The sequence below is a fragment of the Bifidobacterium myosotis genome, assembly GCF_002259745.1.
GTDB classification, from domain to species: Bacteria; Actinomycetota; Actinomycetes; order Actinomycetales; family Bifidobacteriaceae; genus Bifidobacterium; species Bifidobacterium myosotis.
Window position 1 is genome coordinate 26,141 of sequence record NZ_MWWW01000008.1, and the last position, 19,495, is coordinate 45,635.

At 59.3% G+C, this 19,495-nt stretch carries 16 protein-coding genes and 1 pseudogene; 5 read left to right on the plus strand and 12 right to left on the minus strand.

Features of this window, described 5'->3' with window-relative positions:
• Positions 1-181 precede the first annotated feature (181 nt).
• Positions 182-1,039, plus strand: coding sequence for a sugar O-acetyltransferase (locus tag BMYO_RS04255; RefSeq protein WP_094667294.1), 858 nt, complete (start codon positions 182-184; stop codon positions 1,037-1,039).
• Between the two features lie 112 nt (positions 1,040-1,151).
• Here BMYO_RS04255 and BMYO_RS04260 read toward each other — a convergent pair whose 3' ends face one another.
• Positions 1,152-1,958 (minus strand): methyltransferase domain-containing protein, encoded by an 807-nt coding sequence (locus BMYO_RS04260; RefSeq protein ID WP_094667295.1) that lies wholly within the window; start codon positions 1,956-1,958, stop codon positions 1,152-1,154.
• Between the two features lie 194 nt (positions 1,959-2,152).
• On the opposite strand from BMYO_RS04260, the gene BMYO_RS04265 reads away from it, so the two are divergent.
• Together BMYO_RS04265 and BMYO_RS04270 are read left to right on the plus strand one after the other, a co-directional pair.
• Positions 2,153-2,515, plus strand: a complete 363-nt coding sequence (locus BMYO_RS04265) for a type II toxin-antitoxin system RelB/DinJ family antitoxin (protein WP_094667296.1) — start codon at positions 2,153-2,155, stop codon at positions 2,513-2,515.
• Positions 2,515-3,030, plus strand: coding sequence for a type II toxin-antitoxin system VapC family toxin (locus BMYO_RS04270; RefSeq protein ID WP_094667297.1), 516 nt, complete (start codon positions 2,515-2,517; stop codon positions 3,028-3,030). The genes BMYO_RS04265 and BMYO_RS04270 overlap by 1 nt, the downstream gene beginning before the upstream one ends.
• 234 nt (positions 3,031-3,264) lie before the next feature.
• Here the strand turns inward: BMYO_RS04270 and BMYO_RS04275 are convergent, their stop codons facing one another.
• From BMYO_RS04275 to BMYO_RS04285, 3 genes are all read right to left on the minus strand, one after another.
• Entirely contained in the window at positions 3,265-3,930 is a 666-nt protein-coding gene (locus BMYO_RS04275) for a DedA family protein (RefSeq protein WP_094667298.1), read from the minus strand.
• A 196-nt stretch (positions 3,931-4,126) separates the two neighbouring features.
• Positions 4,127-5,128 (minus strand): sensor histidine kinase, encoded by a 1,002-nt coding sequence (locus BMYO_RS04280; protein ID WP_158216946.1) that lies wholly within the window; start codon positions 5,126-5,128, stop codon positions 4,127-4,129.
• 107 nt (positions 5,129-5,235) lie between these two features.
• Positions 5,236-5,931, minus strand: a complete 696-nt coding sequence (locus BMYO_RS04285; RefSeq protein WP_094667300.1) for a response regulator transcription factor — start codon at positions 5,929-5,931, stop codon at positions 5,236-5,238.
• Between the two features lie 187 nt (positions 5,932-6,118).
• Between BMYO_RS04285 and BMYO_RS04290 the strand changes: the two are divergent.
• Together BMYO_RS04290 and BMYO_RS04295 are read left to right on the plus strand one after the other, a co-directional pair.
• A pseudogene (locus tag BMYO_RS04290) lies at positions 6,119-6,955 on the plus strand (ABC transporter ATP-binding protein); the annotation flags it as partial.
• Between the two features lie 224 nt (positions 6,956-7,179).
• Positions 7,180-7,971: an ABC transporter permease gene (locus BMYO_RS04295; protein WP_094667301.1), complete on the plus strand. Its 792-nt coding sequence runs from the start codon at positions 7,180-7,182 to the stop codon at positions 7,969-7,971.
• A 346-nt stretch (positions 7,972-8,317) separates the two neighbouring features.
• On the opposite strand, the gene BMYO_RS04300 is transcribed toward BMYO_RS04295, so the two are convergent.
• From BMYO_RS04300 to BMYO_RS04335, 8 genes are all read right to left on the minus strand, one after another.
• A complete protein-coding gene (locus BMYO_RS04300; protein ID WP_094667397.1) occupies positions 8,318-8,716 on the minus strand; it encodes a cupin domain-containing protein in 399 nt (132 codons plus the stop codon).
• Between the two features lie 188 nt (positions 8,717-8,904).
• A complete protein-coding gene (locus BMYO_RS04305) occupies positions 8,905-9,384 on the minus strand; it encodes a flavodoxin (protein WP_094667302.1) in 480 nt (159 codons plus the stop codon).
• Between the two features lie 1,416 nt (positions 9,385-10,800).
• Positions 10,801-11,682 (minus strand): LysR family transcriptional regulator, encoded by an 882-nt coding sequence (locus BMYO_RS04310; protein WP_094667303.1) that lies wholly within the window; start codon positions 11,680-11,682, stop codon positions 10,801-10,803.
• A gap of 519 nt (positions 11,683-12,201) precedes the next feature.
• Positions 12,202-14,613, minus strand: a complete 2,412-nt coding sequence (gene yicI / locus BMYO_RS04315; RefSeq protein ID WP_094667304.1) for an alpha-xylosidase — start codon at positions 14,611-14,613, stop codon at positions 12,202-12,204.
• Positions 14,614-14,716: 103 nt separating this feature from the next.
• Positions 14,717-15,586, minus strand: coding sequence for a carbohydrate ABC transporter permease (locus tag BMYO_RS04320; RefSeq protein WP_094667305.1), 870 nt, complete (start codon positions 15,584-15,586; stop codon positions 14,717-14,719).
• A 3-nt stretch (positions 15,587-15,589) separates the two neighbouring features.
• Positions 15,590-16,558, minus strand: a complete 969-nt coding sequence (locus BMYO_RS04325) for a carbohydrate ABC transporter permease (protein ID WP_094667306.1) — start codon at positions 16,556-16,558, stop codon at positions 15,590-15,592.
• A gap of 169 nt (positions 16,559-16,727) precedes the next feature.
• Positions 16,728-18,035: an ABC transporter substrate-binding protein gene (locus tag BMYO_RS04330; RefSeq protein ID WP_094667307.1), complete on the minus strand. Its 1,308-nt coding sequence runs from the start codon at positions 18,033-18,035 to the stop codon at positions 16,728-16,730.
• A gap of 409 nt (positions 18,036-18,444) precedes the next feature.
• Positions 18,445-19,461 carry a LacI family DNA-binding transcriptional regulator gene (locus BMYO_RS04335; protein WP_233428149.1) on the minus strand — a complete coding sequence of 339 codons (1,017 nt, stop codon included), beginning with the start codon at positions 19,459-19,461 and terminating at the stop codon, positions 18,445-18,447.
• Positions 19,462-19,495 lie beyond the last annotated feature (34 nt).

A 19,495-nucleotide genomic window follows, 5' to 3' on the forward strand; every position in this document is an offset into this window, starting at 1 on the left:
TGCGGACGAAAAGTGGGACGAAACGCAAGTCGACCTCGTCGCTGACTTATGTTTCGTCCCGTTTTCCAGCCATAGCCTCAGGGCATTGCACGGCCGCGCGTGACACTATTGGACGCATGACCTGCATATCGATTCAATGGGAGGCGAGCACCGCACTTCATGTGAATATAAGGAACCGCATATGACTGGGACAATCCAAACCCTCCCCGCACCCGCAGCCCGTCCAACCGGAACCCGCCCAGACGCGAATCATCCGGATGCTGCACTTCCGAACACCTCATGCCACCGGAACACTCCGAACCATCAGTACTCCTCAAATCTTCAGTACATCTCAGACCTGCAGCACGCCCCGGACCATAACGATATCCCGCATGCTCCCGATATCCTCATCCGCGACCGCAGCGGCGAACCGGTCTCGCCGGACGAACCGGGATACAAGGCGATCGCGGCCATCATCGACTCGACGAAACGCCTGTGCGCCGAACTCAACACCAGCTGGCACGAGTCAAAGGAGGCACACGAGCTGTTCGAGCGCATCGTCGGACATCCGGTGGACCCGTCGTTCCGCTTCAACCCGCCGTTCTACACGGATTTCGGCCATAACATCACCATCGGTCGCAACGTGTTCATCAACTGGGGCTGCACGCTGATGGACCGCGGAGGCATCACCATCGGCGATGATTCGCTCCTAGGCCCGAACGTGCAGCTCATCACCATCAACCATCTCAAGGATCCCCACCGTCGCGCCACCACGGTATGCCGACCAATCGCCATCGGCAAACGCGTGTGGATAGGCGCGGGCGCGACCGTGCTGCAAGGAGTTGAGGTCGGCGACGGCGCAATCATCGGCGCGGCGGCGGTCGTCACGCATGACGTGCCGGCAGGGGCGATCGCGGTCGGCAATCCCGCGCACGTCATCGGACAGGTCGAGACGGATAACGCTGACGAGCCGGACAGCTCATCGAACAAGTCAGCCGAGCCAGCCGAGCCAGCCGGATCAAACAAGGCGAATCACCTCACGCCCACCGACGTGGCATGACCCGCTGGGCCGTCAGCCCTCAATCAGCCGGCCGGTGAAACAGGTCCAGTGAAACAGGTCCGAGGGGCATTGAATCAGTCAGCGAATTGCGGAGCACCCACCCAAAGCCGTCCTACCGTACCGCGGTGAAGAAGAAGCGCGGGAAGGGGAAGATGATGCTGCCGTCGGACTGGGCCGGATACTCCTCCCGCACGCGGGCGAACACCTCCGACTCGAAAGCGCGGCGTTCCTCATCGGTCGCCAGCGCCTGCAGATAGGGGCGCAGACCGGTGCCGCAATACCAGTCCATAATCGCCTCATGCGAGGGAAGCGTGTGCATGTACGTGGTCTTCCACATGCGGAAGCTTGCGGCGCACGTATGCAACAGTTCCCAGTATTCAGGCGGCGTGAGGTTGTAGAACTCGCGTTGCTGCGGAAGCCTGTCCGCGTAGGCCGGCGAATGGACGATTTCGCCGATGATGCGGTGAATCGGCTCCTCGTAGTTCATCGGCGTCTGCACGGCCAGGACGCCGCCCTTACGCAAGCGTCCCAGCAGCCTTGGAATCAGGCGGTTGTGGTCCGGCACCCATTGGATGCAGGCGTTGGAGAACACCACGTCGAAGTCGCCCGGCAGATCAGCAAGGCCAAGGATGGCTCCAACCTCCCCGGACTCCACGGACACGTCGCACAGCGCGAAATCGATATCGGGATGCGCCTTGCGCGCTGCCTCGATCATCTCCGGCGAACTGTCCACACCGAGAATCTCGGCATGCGGATAGCGCTCGCGCAACACAGCCGTGCTGTTGCCCGGCCCGCAGCCGATGTCGAGCACGCGCCGGACCGTCCCGTCGTCGGGCGGCAGCTGCATCGCCAGATCGCGCGACGGCTGCGTGCGCTCACGATTGAACCGCAGATACTGTTCCGAATCCCATGTGACCATGCGTCCGACGCTAATCGGAGACCACGAATGGTCCATAATCCCGTTCACATTCCGGACGCAAGCAGACTGCTCGTCTCGCCGGCAGCAGACCCCCGGCATGAGCCGCAATGACCCACCTCGAACGAATCCGCGCTCCCATGGACAACGCCTGTTGCTATACTGTATAGCAACAGGCGGCCGGGAAGGAGCCCGATATGACAATGACACAGATGAATGTGCGCATCGACGACAAACTCAAGGATGACGTCGATACGGTGCTGCGCGAACAGGGCGTCTCCCCAAGCGACGTGATACGTTCGCTATGGCGCTATATCGCCGACAGAAGACAGGTACCGCGTCTGGAAACGACGACGGAGGAACAGGCACGCAAGCAGCGCCGGATGCGCAGGCTCACGATGATCGACGCCTCTTCAGGACTCATACAAGAGGAACTCCTGCGCGCAGGAGTCATCGACGAAGACACGAATCTTCTCGCCGGGCAGACCCGGCAAGACATTCGCGTAGATGTATACGACCAGAAACTCGATGACTATCTGAACATGACAAGGAGCGTCTGATGAAGCGCCCAAATCCCCAGCGTGTCCTTCTGGATACGAACGTGCTACTGGATCATCTGCTGCAACGCGACGGGCGCGCGCAACAGGCAAAACGCGCCCTGGAGGCATGCACGAACCATGATGTGGAATTGATGTGCGCCTCGACATCGTTGAAAGACATCGCCTACATAGCCGAGGCGATGGTTCGCAGACAATTCAAGCAGGGAGAATCAGCTCTGGAAAACGAGACCCTGCACATGCTGGTACGTCATGTACCGTGGCGCTGCGTGGAGCAGGCACGAGCACTATGCGACATCGCGTCAATCGACCAGCAGACCTGCGATGATGCCCTCGCCTTGCGCCCCAGACATGACGATTTCGAGGATAATCTCATCATCGCGGCCGCACGGCAGTCCGGTGCTGACTGTGTCATTACATCCGACGCCAAGCTAATCGAGCATTTCCCGGAATACTGCGTCAGCCCAAGCCATATCGTGCAATCTTTCACGGCCAACGACGAATCCGACGACCTCTGACAACGCAAGAGGATTGCCTACGACATGGATTCCGCCCCACCCAGTACGCGCCATCCCGTTGATAATGACTACCCGTCAGACCCTCTCCGCGAGCTCGAGGGGTAGCCCATTCGTCAACGAACTTATGACGCAGGACACCAGGACCGTCCCAGCGGGAGCGATTCCGCCGCCCGTGGCGGCTCCATTACGCCGCTCTCACCTCTAGCCGCGCCCCAAGTTCCTCATCAGCGACCGCTACTCGTCGGCCGCGGCCATATGGGCCCGGACCTTGACCACCACGTACCAGACCACCAGCGCCACGACGATCGCGGCGACGGCGTACTGGAATTTGTCGAGGAACCCGAGGATCGAACACCACTGTGCGCCGAGCAGATACCCGGCCATCACGAGAATCGTGTTCCAGATGGCCGATCCCAGCGCGGTCAGCAGTGTGAACTTCGCCAGATTCGTGCGCGCGATGCCGGCCGGAATGGAGATCAGCGACCGCACGATCGGAATCACCCGCCCGATGAGCACAGAGGCCAGACCATAACGCGCGAACCAGTCATTGGCCTTGTCGATGTCGGAGGCGTCGGTCAGTGGCATCCGGTCGAACAGGCGACGCATCCGTTCGGCACCGATGGCGTAGGCGATCGCGTACAGCACCAGCGCGCCGATCACCGAACCGGCGGTGGCGCCGGCGATGGCCTCGACCAGCGTCATGCGCCCCTGGGCAGCGGTGAAGCCGGCAAGCGGCAGGATGACTTCGCTGGGAATCGGCGGGAACAGGTTCTCCAGAAACACGGCGATGCCGGTGCCGAGCCAGCCCATCACCGACATGAGTCCGACAAGCCATTCGGTGATGGCGCCGATGAATCCGCCCGTGGAGACCGGGCATTGCGTGATTGTTGCGATGTTCATGCCCCATACGCTACGGTACGCCCGCTTAACCGCCGCTAAGACGACAAGCAGCACTTTCGGTTTCCCCTGTCAGGGAGCCGGCACCGAAGGCGACGTCGCTCGTGACAAGGAAATCTTCGTTTCCCCTGTCAGCGGAGCCGGCCAGTGAAACGAGGCTGAGGGCAGTCAGTTCATCAACGAACTCACCATGCGGATACTAGGCCAGCGGCAGGGTGATGAGCATGGTGGTGCCTTCGGCGGAAGTCGATTCCACGTCGAGCGTGCCGCCGTACCGGTTCGCCACATCGCGGGCGAGCGCCAGCCCCAGACCGTACCCCTGATGCGCGGTGCCGTCGTCGTCCCGGGCGAAGCGGCGGAACAGTCGCTCCGGGTCCGCCCCGATGCCAGTGCCGTGATCGGTCACACGGATGGCCACGTCACCATGATGGTGGTATCCGAGCGAAACGGTGACGTCGGAGCCGATCGGCGCATGAGCGATGGCGTTGTCCAGCACGGCGACGAGGCAACGCGAGAGCCCCACCGCATTGCCGCGCACGACGAACCGGGACGGGTCCCCGTCGATGCGGGTCGCGACCCGCACCTGCTGCTTGTCGGCGAGCGGACGGACCGCCTCCACGGACTGGTCGATCACGCCGGCGAGCGCCACCGGTTCGGCGTTGACCGCCCCGCGCGCGGCCACCAGCAGGTCGGTGATGATGGCGTTCATGCGGTCCACGTCGCCGCGCAGATCATCAAGCACGCCGTCAATGGGCTGGCCGTGGGCGCGACGGAAGTCGATGAGGTCGATGCGCGTGGCGATCACGGCCAGCGGTGTCTTGAGCTCGTGGCTGGCGTCCGCCACGAAATCCTTCTGCAGCTCGAAGGCGTGCTCAAGCGGCGCGACCTCCTTGTGCGAGTAGTACCGTCCGATCAGCGCCACGGCGGCGATCACGCCAAGCACGAACAGCAGCGTGAACGCCACGGCCTTGCGCGTGTCGATGACCATCATGCCGGAGCCGTACTGCGCGGTGACCAACATGGCATTCGGGTCAAGCCCGCGTTCGGCGAACTCATGCCGCGATCCGAGCAGCACGCCGAGTACGAACAGGATGCCACCCAGCACGGTGATCGCCGTCATGGCCACGGTCATGCGCAGACTGATCAGGCCCGCCACATTGCCGGAACCGGGTTTGCGTACGCCGTCGTTCTTCGTCTTCATCGTCATTCCTTATTGATTCCGTTTGGCCGGCTGCCCCGGGTATGGGACAACCGGCCCCGCACAAGCCGGACGATACCGCGCAAGCCCATCCGTCACGGCGCCCGCCGTCAATCCCGCGGACTGCCGATACGATACCCGCGGCCACGCACGGTGCTGATGATGCCGCGGGTGGTTTTGCCACGCACGTACGACACGTACACGTCCACAGCGCCGATGTCGCTGCCCGCCGAGAAGGCGTTGCGCAGCAGTTCCTCGCGCCCGAACACATGGTCCGGCGCCGAGGCGAGTGTGGCGAGCAGCTTGGATTCCACGTCGGTCAGCGGCACGGCACGACCGTCCGGGTCCTCGATGACGTTCGATTCCGGCTTGAGCAGCCAGTCGCCGATCATCACGCTGGCGGCCTGCGCGTGGAATCCGCGCAGCAGCGCGCGCAATCGGGCTTCAAGCTCGACGAAGTGGAACGGCTTGGTCAGGTAGTCGTTGGCGCCGGCATCGAGTCCGTCCACGATGTCGTCCACTTCGGCGAGCGCGGTGAGGATCAGCGCGGACGTGGCGATGCCGCCGCCGCGGATTCGGCGGACCAGGTCCAGTCCGTCGCCATCCGGAAGCCTGCGGTCCACCACGAGCGCATCGTATCGCCCTTCATTCAGTCGCCTCTGTGCTTCAGTAATGGTCTGCACCCAATCGACCCGGTAATCGACGCCGAGCATCTCCGCCGTCATGGCGCCGAGATTGGGGTCGTCCTCGATGAACAGCACCGACGGCAGCATGAGCCGTTCGGGGTCGGTCGCGTAATCACCCATCGTCCGTTCCCTGCACTTTCCACATCGTTCGCATCGCCCACGTCTCCGCGCCGGATGCATCTGTCCGGCGGCATGCCGGAACAAGCCTGTTTCTACGGTTATATCAGACATCCAAATGACTTAGGCTGCGCTAAGAAACGCGTGCGGATTGGCCCGTTGGCCCACCATCGACGTAACGTGCGGACTTATGAATAGGACCAACGTTTTCACCGCCGAACGGGTGGGATGCGCGGTGCCATCCGCCGATGGCGACCGCGTGATCTTCGAGGGGCTGTCCTTCGCGATCGCGGCGGGCGAGATCGTCGATCTGGTGGGACCGTCCGGTTCGGGCAAGAGCAGTCTGCTGACCGCGTTCGCCCGGCTGAATCCGCATGCGACCGGCACCCTCGCCCTGCAGGGGCGGGATGCCAACGATTTCACGCCGCAGCAGTGGCGGCGCGAGGTGGCGTATCTGCCGCAGAAACCGATTCTGCCGGGGCGAACCGTGGCCGAGGCGATACGACTGCCGTTCAGCCTGGCCATCAGAGCCGACGCGGAGGGCGCGGCCGATGGCGGCGAGACCGGGACCGCAGCCGCTGATGCCAACAAGAGTGCAGATGGGATGCAGGCGCGCGGCGACGGTGGCGACGGCGCCAACAGCCATGCTGGCGGAACCGGTGGTGCTGGCGGCGACGGCAACGCCGATGCGGGGACGACCGTCAACACCGGACGGAGAATCGGACATATCGGCATCGGGCGGAAGTTCCTCGCGCTGTTTCGCAACAACGAGGAGCAGGCCCGCCGGCTGTTGCCGGATCAGCGCATCCGCATAACGTTGGACGCCATAGGTTGCGACGACATCGATCTCGATCGTCCGCCGCACGACCTCTCCGGCGGTCAGGCGGCCCGTGTCTCGCTTGCGCGCACGCTGCTGACCGGGCCGAAGGTGCTGCTCGCGGACGAGGTGGACGCCGGTCTGGACGACGAGAACGCCGAGAAGGTGGCGGATATCATGGCCACTGCGGCGGCTCGCGGCATGGCGATCGTGCGCATCAGGCATCGCCCGCCGGACGGGCGCGCCAGTCGCATCGTCACCCTTGCGGATGGCGTGCTGGCCGCTGGCGCGGCGGGCACGGCGGCATTCGCGGTGACAGGCACGGCGGTGGACACGGCGGCGGGCGCGGTGACCAGCACGGCCCCGGTTCCGGGCACGGTGACTGGAATGCCATCGGATACGAACCTGAGCACGACGGCAAGGAGGGTACGGGCATGAGCGGCAACGCCTATGACATCGATATCTGGGGCCTCCTCGTAGCGCTGGCGATGGTGACCGTCGCGGCGGGCATCAGCGAGCTCATGCGCATCAACATCGGCAAGACGCTGCTATGGTCCGCCTGCCGTGCGTTGCTGCAGCTGTGCGCGATGGGATTCGTGGTCGGCTATGTGATTCGCGCGAACAACGTGTGGTTGGTGTTCGCGGTGATCGCCGTGATGCTGGTGGCCGCCGTGCAGATCACGCTGTCACGCGCCAAAGGCGTGCCGAAGGGACTGGCCGGACCGGTACTGCTGAGCCTGACCATCACGATGCTGCTCATGATCTCGCTGGTGACCGAGCTTGTGGTGCGGCCGCACCCATGGTACGCGCCGCAGCTCGTCGTGCCGCTGACCGGCATGCTGCTGGGCAACACGGTCTCCGCGCTGGCGGTCGGGCTGAACCGATTCTACGAGAGTATGGACGAGCGGCGCGATGAAATCGATACGATGCTCGCACTGGGCGCCACCGCCTGGGAGGCGGCGCGGCCGTCCATCGTCTCCTCGATCCGGCTGGGGCTCCTGCCCACCACGGCCACGCTCGCCTCCTGCGGCATTGTGACCATTCCGGGCATGATGGCCGGCCAGGTAATCGCCGGAGGTGACCCGCTCGAGGCCGCCAAATACCAGTTCGTCGTGTTCGCCGCCATCGCGGCGTTGACGTTGGTGGCGGACAGTCTCATCATGGCGATGGTCTACCGCACCTGCTTCACCGCCGACGACCAGTACAAGCCGCCGGCAATGCGGTAGCCGAGAGCGGCTCATCGTCGTTCAACGAACAAAGCGGAACGAAACATAAGTTTCTTACGATGCTGTGTTATGTTTCGTCCCGTTTTGATACGGTCACACGGGACGAAACATAACACGGTATCGTCGCTGACTTATGTTTCGACCCGCGCAACAAGGTTTTGCAGCGTTACCAATCTGCGCAACGAAGTCTCGCTGTGGTTATGCAGTGGACGTAGACCCTAGTGGTCCGTCTCGCTCAATAATTAAGGGTCTTCGCATCTCCCCAGCCAGCCCCGCTGCCTGTTCCTCCTCAGAGGGGCCAACCGTACAAACAGTTGCAAGACAGATTACTGGAATCTTTAGGCCCTCACGCCAGACGGCGGTAGGCCTCCTCATCCACCGGCTCCAGCCATTCATTCGACGCACCCTCGGCCTTGGGCATGATGGCCACATGCGCGAACGCCTCATGCGGGGCCGCCCCGTGCCAGTGCTTGGTCTCCGGCGGAATGTAGGCCACATCACCCGGCTTGAGCTCCACAGGGTCCTGTCCTTCGATTTGGTAGTAGCCTCGGCCGCCTACCGCGAGCAGAATCTGGCAGACGCCGTGGTGGATGTGCCAATGGTTCGTGCAGCCGGGTTCGAAGGTCACGTTCGCCACGCTCACCTGACCGTCGCCGGCAAGCGGAGCGAGGTAGCTCTGCCCTTCGAAGTACTGTGCGTAGGCGTCGTTCGGTTTGCCCATCGGGAAGGCGCTCGGATTGTCCATCGTCATGTCATGCTCACTTTCTTCTATTCCGCGGTCTTTCTTCCATCCCGTGATGTCATGCGTTTGCCGGCCTGCCCGGTCACGCCGGGATCATTGCAGCTTGGCGGCCGTTCCGGGGCGAACGACCCGTCAACGGATGGATGGCTCACCATCCATCGAATCGTCAACGGCGACTCGCCACCGGATGGTCACAGATGCAGTCCTGCGACCCACTTGTCGAGTTCGGATTCCTTGACGTTCGCGGCGAGGCGACGGCCCGCGACCCAGTGCGCGGCCGGTGCGGAGTCATGCAGCTGCACGCCATCGGCGCCACGGATGCTGGAACCGGACGTGGCGAACGTCACGATGGTCTTCCCCGACCAATCCTCGCTTTCGAGGAAGGTGCGCACCACGCGCGGCGCGGTCTCCCACCACAGCGGATAGCCGACGAACACCACGTCGTACGGCGTGATGTCAATGGGCGCCGCAAGCGCCGGACGCATCTCGCGGTGCTTGTGCTCCACGCTGGAACGGCTGTTCGGGTCCCGCCAGTCCACGTCGGCGGCGGTATACGGCTCAGCCGGCACGATCTCCTTGATATCTGCGCCGATGGCCTTAGCCAATCGTTCGGCCACGGCCTGCGTGGTGCCAGTGGCCGAGAAATATGCAACCAGAATTCGCTTGCCCATATCGATTCCTTTCCCGAAAAAGCGAGGCAGTGTCGCTCGACAGGTACGCGATCTGCGCGGGCTTGACGCGCCTCGCACCCATAGATGCGCGGACCGGTCCCGCTTCACCTTCGATTATGGCGCGCATGGATTCTCTGTCCAATAGCTATCCGCGATAAGCGAGCATGTCCTATGGGCATGGCAGCGGATTCCCGATGCGTTACTGCCATAGCTATGTTGATGTGTTGATGTGGTTCAGACCCTAGTGGCCTGTCCGATAATTGGTTGAGTGGTGCTGTCCCCTCTGACGATGGGGCTGTCAGCGAAGCTGACTGAGGGAGAGAAAAAAGTTGAAACCCTCAATTATTTAAGAGACGAACCACTAGCGCACCACAAAAGTTCCTGCCGCACGGCATTCACCGCCCGCGGAGCACATTCCCTCCCATATTTCTCCGAGTACACATCTTTCCCCACGCACATCAATCCGGCCATGGCACGATCCGGCGTCGGCATGGGCCAAGGCATCTTTTTCCCCCACGTACATCGCCCCGTCCATGGCATGATCCGCCCATCGGCATGGGCCAGGGCATCTTCCCCCATGTACATCGTCATCCGTCGGTCTCTCAGGCGCCTTGAACTTGGCTGCCTCCCATCCCCCACGTACATCGCCCCGTCCCCTCATCTCGGTCAGACAAAGGAAAAGCCCGACCGTAAGGCCGGGCTTGGAAAGGAGAAGAGAGGAAGAAGTTCAATTGTCGCGGTCATTGCGGCCGTGATTCCTATATAACAGCATCCAACTTCACACAACATGCAAACAGTCTGGGAATAGACTGGGAATCAGGACGATTAGACTATTCATCACTCGGCAACAACTCTGCAACAACTCAGCGACCATGTCTTTAGGGGCCTTTCTGGGCCTTTCCATGTCTTTTTGGACCTTTCACGCGGGACAACGCGGTGTCAACGTGGTGTCAACACGGGACACAACGTCAATTTGACGCTTTTTGCATTTCCGTCCCACTGCTCCGTGCCACGAAAGCTCAAGCAATCGTTTGCAAACAGTATCGTCCCAATCCATCGATTACAGAAACCGCGGAAACAAGCCATTTCTCATGTACCCGACAATTCACTCCTTCAGAGCCGTGTGGGACGGAACTGCAAAAAGCCGGATGCACGTTGCGTCCCGCACGACGCACTTCGCGTTGCGTCCCGCACAGCGATTCACACGGCGCACTGCACGTCGCATCCCATGGCGATCCGCATCGGCCGACCCCAAACGGCACAATCACTCCACGAAGACGCCCTCACCATGACAAACGTTGCATGCGACAGTCACGGCAGACGCGCCATGGCAGACGCTCTCCAGCTGTCACACGCAACATTTACGCGGCAGCACAACCTCAGCCGAACGCATCCGCACACAACCGCACTCGCCGCCTACTCCGCCAAACCCTCGCGCAGGAAGGCGATGAACGCCTCGGCGGCCGGCGTGTGCATGATGCTACGCTTCCACGCCACCACCGACCTGGCTTCCAGATGCGGGGACAGCGGCAGGAACCGCAATCCTTCGCCAACCTGCCCCACGTCATAGCACAGCGCGGCACCCACACTCTGTCGTACGGCTATCGCCGCGTTGAGCGGCAGATTGAAGATGCACGCGAGCTGCACCTTGTCACGCAAAGAACCGAACCAGCTGAACAATTCGGCTCGCACCTGCGGCCTGAACGGCATCAGCAACGGTCGGTTCACCAAATCCTCCGGACGGGCCGACTCGGCGCCGGCCAATACCAGCGGATCATCATCGCGAACCATCACGCCCCACTCGTCCGCCATCGCCAGCCGCGTGAAGTCGAACCGGGCCTTGTCCACCGGCTCGGTCATCAGCGCCACGTCGCTCAAGCCCTGATCCAACCGTTCCTGAATCACGTCGGCGGTGGTGGAGACCATGACGAACCGGACGCGCGGATGCAACCGACGGAATGCAGCCATACGCGAAGTCAGGTATTCCACGGCACGCACCTCGCCGCAGCTTACCGAAATCTCACCGTCGAGTTCCTCACTGCAGCTGTTCGAAATCTCGCGTTCGGTCTTGTCGGCCAGTTCCACGATCGCCCGAGCACGGTCGCGCAGCAGACGGCCTTCTTTGGTGAGTGTGATGTTGTGGCGCCCGCGCGTGAACAAGGTGACCCCCAGCTCATCCTCGAGCTGCTTCAACTGCCGAGAAAGCGTGGGCTGCGAAATCTGCAACAGTTCCGCGGCCCATGTGATGTTGCCTTCCTCGGCCACGGCGAGGAAATACCTGAGGACCCTCAGTTCCATCGTCACCCTCCTGTCCGCGCGCGTTTCTTCCATCGGTGTTCTCAAGGGTAGCGCGGACAGCTGCACATTGGTGCGCGCGCTGTTGCGGGCTATGGAGCGGACGGACGAACGCCGAGAATAGGTAAGGCGTCGGTAGGTAGCGGGCGGGCAACGGGTGGGCAGACAGGTCAGGCCAGATGCAGGCATCAGACGCAATTGCCCCATCGAAGGCCCTGCACCTACCCCTCGCACCGAATTGGTTCGGACTGCTGGCGGATTGATTCTCCGCGCTCAATACCCGTCACATCGAAACGCTGTCACTTCTTGGCTGGCGCTTTGTGCTGGGGGGATATCAGAGCCGTTTACTTGAACGAATACGACGTCGAAAGCCCGCAATCTGCCGCCGTGCAACAGTGGATACAGTGTCGCAGAACCAAAGAATCGACGTTTCAAGGCATATCCCAGCAGGGGGATACATCTCGAAACGTCGATTCTTCTATCCGCACGTTGCGATATCAGCCATATGGCCGACCATAGCTACTACAGCGTCACGACGCCGTTTTCGGAGGCAATGATCTCACCATCAGCACCAAGGCGAGCGCGGAACGCACGGCCATCGGAGCTGGTCACCTCCACACCAGAAGGAGTACGACGGGCAGTGAAGGTCACGGATGTTCCATCAATCTCGCTGACTTGCGCTTCGGCGGATTCCGCATCCGAGATGAACACGGAAACCAGCGCATCCGAACCATACACGCGATCTGGCTTGGTTTCACCCGGATTGGTGACGATGACGCTACCATCACGCACCCACAGCGGGATGGAATCATAGCCGTGGGTCTCATGACGCCACACGCCGCCCCTCGTCTGTTCGCCGGTGAGCCAGTTGGTCCACACGCCGTCCGGCAGATAGTAGGACACCTCGCCGGAATAGGTGAATACAGGAGCGACCAGGAAGGACGGGCCGAACATGTACTGGCGGTCCAGCGTACGGCAGGTCTGGTCGTCCGGGAACTCCACGAACATGGAACGCATGACCGGCGTACCGGTGAGATGTGGCTGAAGACCAGTCTCATACACATACGGCATGAGTTCAAGCTTGAGCTTGGTGAACTTGCGAGCCACGTCCACGGCCGTCTGGCCGGGCACGAGTTCAACGCCGTTCTTCTCATCCTCCTGATCGAACAGCCACGGCACACGATAGACGGTGGAACCGTGCAGACGGGAATGGGATCCGAGCAGACCAAACGCCACCCAACGCTTATAGACGGCCGGGTCGGGGAACGCGCCCTCGAACCCACCGATGTCATGGCTCCAGAAGCCGAAGCCGGAGGAAGTCAACGACAGGCCGGCGCGCAAGGTCTGAGCCATGCCGTTGAAGGTGGATTCGCAGTCACCACCCCAATGCACGGGCTGCTGCTGGCCTCCCACGGTCGCCGAACGGGCGTACAGGCATGCATTGCCTTTACCGTAGGTCTCCTCAATGGCCTCGAATACCGCCTGGTTATAGAGCTGCGTGTACCAGTTGTGCATGGAGAGCTTGGGCGAGCCGTCATACCAGACCACATCACGCGGGATACGCTCGCCGAAATCGGTCTTGATGGCATCCACGCCTTGGCTCAGCAGATGCTTTACCTTGCCCTTGAACCAGTCACGCGCCTCCGGATTGGTGAAATCCACCAATCCCATGCCGGCCTGCCACAAGTCGGTCTGCCAGACCTCGCCGTTGGGCTTACGGACCAGATAGCCCTTCTCCTTGCCCTCCTTGAACATCTCACCGCGCTGGCCCACGTACGGGTTGATCCATGCACAGATATGCAGGCCCTTATCCTCATGCAGGCGCTTGAGCGTGGATTCGATATCACCGAAGAAACGCTTGTCCCATTCGAAATCGCACCAGTGGAACTCACGCATCCAATAGCAGTCGTAGTGGAAGGCGGCCAGTGGGATGTCGCGTTCGGCCATGCCGTCGATGAACGAGTTAATAGTCTTCTCGTCGTACTTCGTGGTGAACGAGGTGGTCAGCCACAGGCCGTAGCTCCAAGCAGGCACATTGGCCGGACGGCCGACGAGCTTGGTATAGCGATCAAGAATCTCCTTGGGGGTCGGACCATAAATCACACAGAAGTCGATGGCTTCACCCGGCACCGAGAACTGCACGGCTTCCGTGTTTTCAGAACCGATTTCGAAGGAAACATGGCCACGATTGTTGACCAGCACACCGTAACCGTTTGACGTCATATAGAACGGGACGTCCTTATATCCCTGCTCGGAAGCGGTGCCTCCATCCTCATTCCAGATATCCACGGTCTGACCGTTCTTGATGTACGCACCGAACCGCTCACCAAGGCCGTACACGTTCTCACCGACACCCAGATGCAGTTGAATCGCAGTGAACACATCCGACTCGTCATAGGCGGAACCATCCATCGAGACGCCGAACTCGCCAACCGGTTGAGCGGTGACGTTCGAGTCACGCGTCAACTTGAATCGTCCCAGCGACTTTCCAAACGACTGGGTCAGCACACGGCCATCCTCACCGGTGAAGATGAGGTTCCAAGGCGCACCCTTGACAACCTTCGCGGTGAGGCCTCCAGTGGTCAGCTCGATATCGGAACCGTTCTCACCGACTTCCCCATCCCCATTGCCGTGCGCGGCGACGGTCACGTAACCACGGCCACCGGGTTCATCAACATTGAGCGGAAAACCGGGATACTCGGTGGCGCCCTGCCAATGCTCGGCTCGAACCCGAATCACACCTTCGGCGGGAGCGGTGATATCCACGTTGAACGTAGGAAGGTTCAACGTATCGTACCGGCCACGAACCACGGAAGTGGGTGCCAACACGTTCAGGGACTCGGAGGAGGCATTCGCGGTCAATTCATAGGCTTCTCGCGCGTACAGGGCCTCAACGCCATCGCGAATCATCCAGTAACCGTTGGTGAACTTCATTGTTGTACTCCTTGAGGGGAGGGACGGTCCCGACCGAACTAATGACGAGGATTCGGTCAGGACCACCTATTCATGTATTGCGTTGAATTATGGTTTAGTACCGTTACTTGACGGCACCAGAGGTAATGCCGCGGGATAGCGTGCGCTGGAAGATCAAGTAGAAGATCAGCGTGGGCACAATGCTAATCAGCGATGCGGCAGCGGTAGTGGTCACATCCATCAGACGGTCGCCGGTCAGCGAGCTGACGGCAATCGGGATGGTCTGCGTGGAATTGTCGATGAGGAAGGCCATCGGAATCATGTACTCGTTCCAAGTCCAGATGAAGAAGAACACAAGCATGACGCTCAACGTGGGCTTGGAAATCGGGAAAACAATATCCTTGAAAATCGTCCAACGGCTTGCACCGTCAATTGTGGCGGCCTCAAGAATTGCTTTCGGGAAAGTGCCGTACACCGAAGACAGCAGGTAAGTTCCGAACGCGGACTGAATCACCGTGAAGATGATGACAATGGCCCACGGGCTGTTGTACAGACCGATGTTCTTGAACATGATGTACAGCGGGTAGAGCATTGCTTCCTGCGGCAGCATGTTTGCCAGCATGATAAGCAGTACAATCCAACGCCGTCCCTTGACTCGGCCAATGCCGAGTGCGAAGGCATTGAACATCGACAGAATCACCGCCAGCACAGCCACAAGACCAGATGTCCAGATGCTGTTCCACAGCTTTTCGGGATAATTGACTCGCGTCCAGAATTTAATCAGCCCATCCAAGCTGAATTCGCTCGGCCAAGCCAAAGGGCCGGAGGCATTGTAGTCGGCCGTGGTCTTGAAAGCGTTCAGAAGAAGAACGATGAACGGGAAGAGCATCACCAGACCGCCCAGAATCAGCAGGACGAGAATCGTCCAATCACCGACCGTGCGGTTCTTATGGGCCCTGGGGATACGCACTTTGGTAGTTGTTGCCGAAGTCATGATCTACTCCTCATCTTCCTTCGCAACCTTCTCCTGAAGGTTGGTGAATACAACGGCCACAATGATGATGACAATGGTCAGTGCGGTGGCAATCGCGGCACCGTAACCAACCTGCTGAGACTGGAAGAACTGCACGTACGAGTAGTAGGACGGCACAATGGTGCTGGTACCTGGACCACCCTTGGTCAGCATGTAGACCGGACCGAATACCTTAAGGGCTGCGATGGTGCAGGTCAGAGCCACCACAAAGATCTCCGGCTTGATGGCGGGAAGCGTGATCGCAAGGAAGCGCTGCCACCAGTTCGCTCCGTCAAGGCTGGCTGCCTCGTACAGTTCAGGGTCCACTCTCTGCAGACCGGACATGAAAATGACCAACGGGTAACCGACCTGAATCCAAATCATGATAAGCATGAGGAAAATCAGCGCCGTATCGGGCTTGCCAAGCCAATCGTGCTGAAGATTGCCTAGTCCGATGGCTTCCAGCAAAGCATTCAGCGCACCGTTCTCCGGACGGAAAATCCATCCCATGACCAGCGAAGCCACAGCGATAGGCAGGAGCTGCGGGAAGTAGTAGATGGCGCGCATCGTGGAGGCGGCTTTGGCACCGAATTTCTTCTGTACCACATCAAAAACAAGCGAAGATAGAATGAGGCCGAGCAGGATTGGGATGACCACCATGGCCACAATCATCCAAATCGAATTACGGAACGACGTCCAAAATGTCGTATCGCGCATCAACCGTATCCAATTGGTCAGACCGGCCCATTTAGGCGGACGGATACCACGATAGTTGGTAAAGCTCAGGTAGATGTTCCAAACTGCAGGAATCACGATGATCCACAGCAGCATAACGAAGCCGGGAATCAAGTAAAGCCAGAACCTACTTGACGGACTGCCCGGGATTCGGGACATTCCCTTCTCACGCGCAGTCTGTTCCTGCACATGCTTCTTTGATTTCGCTGTTGCACTCATAACGGCTCACTTCCGTTAACATCATTGTTCGGATTATCGGACTTCCTTGCCCGATGCAAACACTGTTCGGGCATGGCTTACGCGCAGCCCAACGAAGAATAGGGATGGCTTGCCGATCTTATAGGGAGACCGGCAAGCCGTTTTGTGGAGGAGGAAAGAAAGGAAAGTCTTACTGCTGCTTTACGCCAGCCGCTTCAACGCCCTTGTCGTAATTGTCCTTCATCTGGTTCAGGACAGTCTTGACATCGGAAGTGCCATTGACCAGCTCCTGCAGAGAGGCATTGAGCTCGTCATAGAACGTGGAGGTCGGCCAATCCGGATAGAAGCCAAGTGCGTCGTCCTTCAGCACACCATTGAAGGAGGTGATGAGTTCCTTGGTCTTTTCATCGGTGATCTTGTCAGGATCGGCGGCAATCGGCAAACCACCGGAATTACCCATGAGGTTCTGCACTTCTTCGCTCAGCGTGATGTCGATGAACTTGGCAGCGAGATCCTTACGCTTGGAGTTCTCGGGGATGACCCAGATGTTACCGGAGGAACCGACGACCTTCTTGGTCTCCGGGAACAGGCTGAAGGTCCAGTTGGTGTCCGGCATATCGGACTGGAAACGACCGAACCACCAAGTACCCGAGAAGAACATCGGATAGCTGCCCTTGATGAAGTTCTGTCCGGCATCCTCAGCCTTCAGGCCGGTGGAATCCTTGGAGATGTAGCCCTTGTCCACCCAATCCTTGATGGTCTTGGTTGCGTAAGTCGTGGCCTCACCCTGCCAATCGACGTCGCCATCGTACATCTCGTATGCCTTCAGGAACTTGTCATTGGCCTTCTGAAGAACCAGCTGCCACCAAAGATGCTGCAACGGATATTCGGCCACGCCTTCGGACAGTGGTGTCACACCGGCATCCACGAACTTCTGCATGGCATCTTCAAGCTCGCTCATCGTAGTAGGAATCTCGATGCCGTACTTGTCGAACATGTCCTTGTTGTAGTACATGACGATGTCCTCACCATAGTTGGTGATGCCATACCAGTCACCGGAACCCATGATGCCCTGCTCGTTGTACTTACCGGTATCCGCCAATGAACCAGACACCTTTTCGTCCCACTTGTACTGGGAAACATAGTCATTGAGGTTGGACAGCAGTCCTTGGCTTGCCAACAGACCGGCGGTGGCATTGCCCTTGTTGTATTCCATGACGTCCGGCGCTTCGTCGGAATTGAGAATCTGGGAGGCATTCTGGCGAATCTGCTCGAAAGACTTCTTCTCGAACTCGACCTTGACGCCAGTCTCCTTTTCAAAGATTTCCATGGCCTTGGCCCAAGCCTTACCCTGTGCGCCGTTGTCTTCTTCGTAGTGCCAAATCTTGATGGAGGTGGGATTCTCCTCCTGAGCGGTGTCACCGCTGCCGCATCCAGCCATGCCAATCATGGTGGTCACAGCAAGGGCAGCTGCGATAAATTTACGAGTCGCTTTCATCATTTCTCCTTATTCAGCGCCATTACTGATTGAAAACTTTCGAAACGATTCGAAGCTGTTTTCAATGTTTAATATAACGAGCAAACAAGTAAACGGCAAACCGTTTCGATTGATTTCGATAAATTAGTTCAACGAATAAATAATGTGAGCGTTCACGCTAACCTCACCCGGGCAACTGGGCTATTCCGCCATGTGACAGTCATTCGAGTACCGCCAACGCCGACAGCAACCACACCAAGAAACGCGAGGCCGCACTCTGTCAAAGCAACCCGAGAAGGCAGTATGGCTAGTGCCATCGAAAGGATTCGACGGCACTAGCCATACTGCTCAACTTGACGGAGCCACACAAAGATGTTTCCACAGGCTCCTCTTACGCAACTCTTATACTGATATATGCACTAACACGCCATCAACGGCATGAAGTCACACTCCCCCTTGCAACATATCGCGGCTGAAGCAGTTCAACTCGTCCCACATCATCGCGCTTGCCTTGCAGAACCTCCATCATCACATCCACAGCTCTCGAACAGGTATCATTCGGAATCATCGGCATCTCATCAACCGGCCTTGGCAGTGAGCCCAAACCATAAGTGCATGCAGCCAATACGGATACATCCTTCGGTACTTCCAAACCTCGATCACGCAGCCCACTCAATACATTGGTGATGTGCGCGGCATTCGTCTGGCAGATAATCATCGTAATTGCGGGATCTTCGGCAAAAGCCTCATCCAACATGAGATTGACATCATCACGACCATTACCAGTGGCCGCCTTGAACAGCACCGATACCCCCAAGTCACCCCCTCTCTTCTGGGCTGCACCAAGGAACCGAACGAGATAATTCGACCCATCGTCGTAAGCCCCGCCACTTGTACCCGAGACCAATATGTGGCGATGTCCAAGCGCATATGCTTTTTCCACCGCTTCACGCCCCATACGTTCGAAATCAAGGTCAACAGAATAGATGCCATCCGAGTTCGTAGGATATCCCACTGCGACCACCGGCAAATTAAGCGTCTTTGCCACATCAGCGCGCGCATCGCACATCACCACATCAAGCAGCAGGATGCCGTCCACCATTCCACTCGCAGCAATACGCGCAAGCTCCTGATCCCCATACTCATGCATCAATAGCAGGATGTCATACCCATATCGCTTCGCACGCATAGCAAGGGCAAAGAAAAATACCGCATAATTCGAATAATCCGTGTACTCGTGCAACGGTGAACTTAGCGCCAGCACCTTGGTGGGCTCCCCACGAAGAAACCGAGCCTGCGCATTGGGCATATAGTTGAGCTCCCTCGCAGCCTGAAGCACTTTCTGTCTGGTCGCAGCTCCGATGGAGCGCTTGCCACTCATAACATAGGAAACCGTACTGATTGAGACGCCGGCTTTTGCAGCTACATCCTTGATACCTGCCAACATCCACCTCCACATCGAATCATCATCGAAACGTTTC